The sequence below is a fragment of the Streptomyces canus genome (assembly GCF_001514145.1).
Taxonomy (GTDB): Bacteria; Actinomycetota; Actinomycetes; order Streptomycetales; family Streptomycetaceae; genus Streptomyces; species Streptomyces canus.
Window position 1 is genome coordinate 278,621 of record NZ_KQ948666.1, and the last position, 4,658, is coordinate 283,278.

At 65.5% G+C, this 4,658-nt stretch carries 2 protein-coding genes; both read left to right on the forward strand.

Annotated features, from left to right (window positions below; genetic code table 11):
• The first annotated feature begins 511 nt into the window (after positions 1–511).
• The gene (locus AQJ46_RS31965) at positions 512–1,681 is read left to right on the forward strand and encodes an alpha/beta fold hydrolase (RefSeq protein ID WP_208617014.1); all 1,170 of its coding nucleotides are present in this window, start codon (positions 512–514) and stop codon (positions 1,679–1,681) included.
• Between the two features lie 63 nt (positions 1,682–1,744).
• Complete coding sequence (locus AQJ46_RS31970; RefSeq protein WP_059208863.1) at positions 1,745–4,603, forward strand: hypothetical protein; 2,859 nt, start codon at positions 1,745–1,747, stop codon at positions 4,601–4,603.
• The last annotated feature ends 55 nt before the right edge of the window (positions 4,604–4,658 follow it).

The window sequence follows — 4,658 nt, forward strand, 5'->3', positions numbered from 1 at the left end:
GGCAAGGTGGCGGCGGTCCTGACCGCGACCCCCGGAATCGAGGTCAGGACCGCGGAAAGAGGGTGGGCCTCCAGCAGCTGTCCGATCTGCGTTTCCAGGGCCCTGCGCTGTTCGAGGAACCTCCCCGACGCGACCCAGGGCACTACGAACCGCAACGCCAACGATCCGTGAAGTGGAGTCGATTGGGCTCGCCTCTCAGTGGGCGGCAGACCATTGAATTTTGGACAGGCGCGGCACATGGGCCGGGAGTTATCGTGAGAAAGAGCGGATGAGCCACAGGGCGGCCCGACGCCCGGAGAAGCGCAGACGGAACCGAGCGTGACGATGCAGCTTCCTTCGAGGTACTCCCGAGAGCGTTTGCCCGGGGGACACGGATCGAGCTTCGCGGAACGGGCTGGACAGGCCGGCGGACGCCCAAGCTCAGGTTCGACGGGCACTCCATCGCGATCAATCACGTCCCGCAGGGCCTGAGCCGCCCCCAAACCGCAGACGGAGCCATCGGAGCGCAGTCATGGCAGCACCAGTCCTGAAAGACCACCCCATCCCGTGGACGTCGACTATCCCTGCGAACAAGGACAAGCCCGCCACGCTCTTCGTGCGGGAGCGCAACGGCACCAAGCCGAACAAGCCGCGCGAGCCCGTCCTGATGCTGCACGGACGCAGTGTGCCGGCGCTGGCGGGCTTCGACCTCCAGTACGGCAAATACAGTTGGGCCGACTTCCTGGCCGACGCGGGCTACGACGTGTTCGTCATGGACCTCCAGGGGTCCGGCCGGTCCACGCGCCCCGAAATGGAAGACCCACGCAATGTGAACCCTGCCCAGAGGCCCCTCCTGGCAGACCATCCAGGAGGCGTATCGGGCCCTGTGCAATACCCCTTCCAGCTGGACAACTCCCAGAGCAACTGGGAGGAGGTCCACAAGGTCGTCACTTACATCAAGAACCTCACGGGCGCGTCCAAAGTCGACCTCATCGGCTGGTCGGCCGCCGCACAGCAGCTCGGCCCGTATGCCATCCAGCACAAGGAGAACGTCAAGAGCCTGCTGCTGCTCGCCCCGATCTTCCCTCCCAACGGCAGGCAGAGCAAGCCCGGGACGCGCTGGGACGCGCCGGTGCCGCTGCCGCAGAGCGAACCGGCTTCCGTGTTCGGCTTCCCCATGACCCTCACCAGCAAGACGGGTTTCGCCACGGCGTGGGACAGGGACGTGAAGTGCCACAAGCAGCGGGAGGAGGGGATGGTCGAGGTGGTGTGGAAGGCGATCATGGAGAACGACACCACCGGTGCCACGTGGGGTCCCGACGTGGCGGGAAAGCCCTCGGGCGTCATGCGGGTGAAGAACCAGTACTGGTGGGGCTGGAACTCCACCACTGTGCCACTGGACGGCATCCTCGGCTCCGACGTCCCCGTGTTCATCATCTACGGAGACCTCGACACCACGGTCAACACACCGGCCAACCTCGGGCTGCTGCACTTCTCGGTGCCCGCGCTCTACGACGCCATCCCCGGCGCGCACAAGCTGATGTTCCGCGTCGCCTGCGCATGCCACCAAATCCCCTGGGAGCGCCAGGCAATGGCGGTGCACAGGATGTCCCGGCAATGGCTCAAGGACGGCACCGTGGAGGGCCTCGCGAAAGGCAGCTACTTCCTGGACGAGGACGGGGTCCTCACTCCGATGGACTGACAGCCCCGCACTCTGCCGGGGTCTCGAGATGCGCCGCAATCGCAGGGAGCGAAGGTGAATCCCATGTCGTTCGAGATTACGCCGAACGTGCACGAGCAGCGGGACCGAGGTGGTCGGCTTCGCCACCTGGAACATGTGCAGGAGCCCTACAGAGCGAGCACCGCCGTCGAGCTCAGTCCCGGTGTGGCGGCGAACGAGTATCTGCGTGAGGTGGCACCTTTGTACGGGGTCCCCTCTGAGTGGATCGCCGGCTTGGGTTCGACGGATGGACAGGTGGGCGCACCTGGTGAGGTGAGGCTGAGTTGGGAGCACGAGTCGTCCGTCATGGAGACGTCGGTCGTCTCGTATCAGCAGTCGTACGAGGGGTTGCCCATCTGGGAAGCGGGCCTTTCCATCACGGCTCACGACTCGCCGGCCAGAGTCACCAGCTCCACGAGCTCACTTCACTACGACATCAAGATCGGCAGGCCGCAGCCCCCGGCAGGCACAACAGAGGGATACGGCAAGGAGTTGAGCGAGGGCGAGCTGCTGACGGTCTTGGGAATCAGCCGTCAGCCGAGTGGTCCTGACGGTGTGGGGACCGACGGGACCGAGCGGAACATCAGGATCAACGGTCGGCGGCAGCTCGTCTTCCAGTACGACCCGACGCAGCGCCTCCATCCAGAAACGTCCGAGGAAGCCCGTCGGGGACCGCTGCAGGCAGCTCCGCCCACTCTGCCCCTGCCGCCTGTGCCAGAGCAGATCCGGCCGGATGAGCACTACTTGGTCACGGAGTACCTCTTCACGTATCCGATGCCGGAACTCGGTGAGGTGCATTGGCGGGCGTTCGTGGAGCCGTCGACCCGATCCGTGCTCTACCTGCGCGCGTTCGCGGCCTGTGCGACGGCCAGCGTGTACACCACGGACCCCATCACCAGGACCGGCAACGCGGCCCTTTCCGCGACTGCCGCCCCTGGCCCCCTCACGACCACCAACCCCGGCGAACTCAATTACTGGCGCTCTTCTGTCACTCTGCCCCACCTCCCGTCGACGAGCCCGCAGGGCCTTGCCGGATCGCGGGTGTCGGTCGTCGACTTCCAGACGCCCACCGCGCCGCCGCCGACCTCACCGGCACCCGGCTCGTTCGACTACTCCGTGCCCAGCGACGACTTCGCCGCAGCCTGCGCCTACAACAACATCGAGTCGCTTTTCCAGTTGATGGAGGGAATGGGATTCAACCTGGCCGCGTATCTCGACGGCACAACGTTCCCCGTGGAGATCGACCATCGCAGCGAGACCGACGTCAATGCGCACTCCCTGGGCAACGCAACCGGCACCGGCATGGGGCGTTACACGTGCGGCCTGGTGCAATCCGGGTCGACGGTCAGCATGTCCTGTGACGCCAGAGTCATGGTCCACGAGTTCGTCCACGGGTTGCTCTATGACACGGTGCACTCGCCGAACCTCGGCTTTGTCCACAATGGTGGCGACTCGTTGGCGGTGATTCTGCATGCCCCCGACTCGCTCGCGCCGGACCGCTTCGTCACCTTCCCCTGGGTACCGCTGGTCACTCGTCGCCAAGACCGTCAGGTGAGTGAGGGCTGGGCCTGGGGCGGAATTCACGATGACAGGTTCTACGAGAGCGAGGAGATCCTGTCGACGACGATGTTCCGCATTTATCGGTCGACAGGCGGCGACTCGGGGTACCCGGACGCTCGCCGGTTCGCCGCCCGCTACTTGGCATACCTGCAGCTTCGGGCCATCGGCTCGCTCGCGACCAGCCCCATCACGCCCACACCCGATGCCGGGGTCTTCGCCACCGCACTGATGAACGCCGACCATGGCACCGCCATCTTCGAGGGCCACCCGGGTGGCGCGTTCCACAAAGTCGTTCGGTGGAGTTTCGAGAAGCAAGGCTTCTACCAGCCGCCCTCGGGCCCCACCCCGGTGACGACTCCCGGCGCGCCCCCGGCAGTCGACGTCTACATCGACGACGGACGGGCCGGCGAGTACGCGCCGTACCTGGAGAACTTCTGGGAGACGACCGACATCTGGAACCGCGTCACAGCCGATGGCGGTACAACCCACGAAACACCGATCCTGAATGTTCCCAACTACGTCTACTGCCGGGTCAAGAACCGGGGGACACAGAAAGCGCAGAACGTCGTCGTCAAGGGCTATCACTCCCGCCCCACCGCCGGGTTGATATGGCCGAGCGACTGGCAATCCATGACGACCCCATCCCTTTCAGTCCCCGGAGGCTTGGCTTCCGGTGGCACTACTGTGGTCGGGCCCTTCGCATGGACCCCGGCCGTGGAAGGGCACGAATGCCTGCTGATGACAGTCTCGGCCGACGGAGACCTCCCCAACACCGAGACCGTGAACGGCCCGATTCCTCCCGCACGCCTGGTGCCGTTCGACAACAACGTTGCACAGCGCAATGTCGCACCCATCCCCGGCGGCGGTGGAGTCGAAGGTCTCGTCGGCGCCTTCGCGGGACGGCGATTCCAGGTCAACAACCCCTATGACCGGACGGTTTCGGTCAAGCTGGAAGCGACTCTGCCGAAGCCTCTGGCAATCCGGAACTGGCGCATGAAGTTCGCCAACCCCGGGGGCGCTGCGTTCGCGCTCGGCCCACTGGCAAGCCGGGAGGTTCGGCCACGCCTGATCCCGGGCGGCGGCTTCCACGCGAACGAAGTCGCAGGCACGACCATCAGCATCCGCAGCCTCGTCGACGGCATGGTCTCGGGAGGCATGAGCTACGCCATCGAGGCGGAGCTCCATGAGCTGCCCGACGAGCAGCCCGGCCACTCAACCGAGCGAGATCAATCTCCCGAGGCAGCCGCTCGACTGCTTGGCTGCCTCGACCTGCCGAACGATGACGTCCAAGGAGTACACGTGCGGCGGGTCACTGTCGACATCGAGCTGGGCTCAGAGCACTAGGGCAATAGGCAGTGGTGACACCGGGGGGGTGCCTCTATGTCTTTCGTCAAGCGGG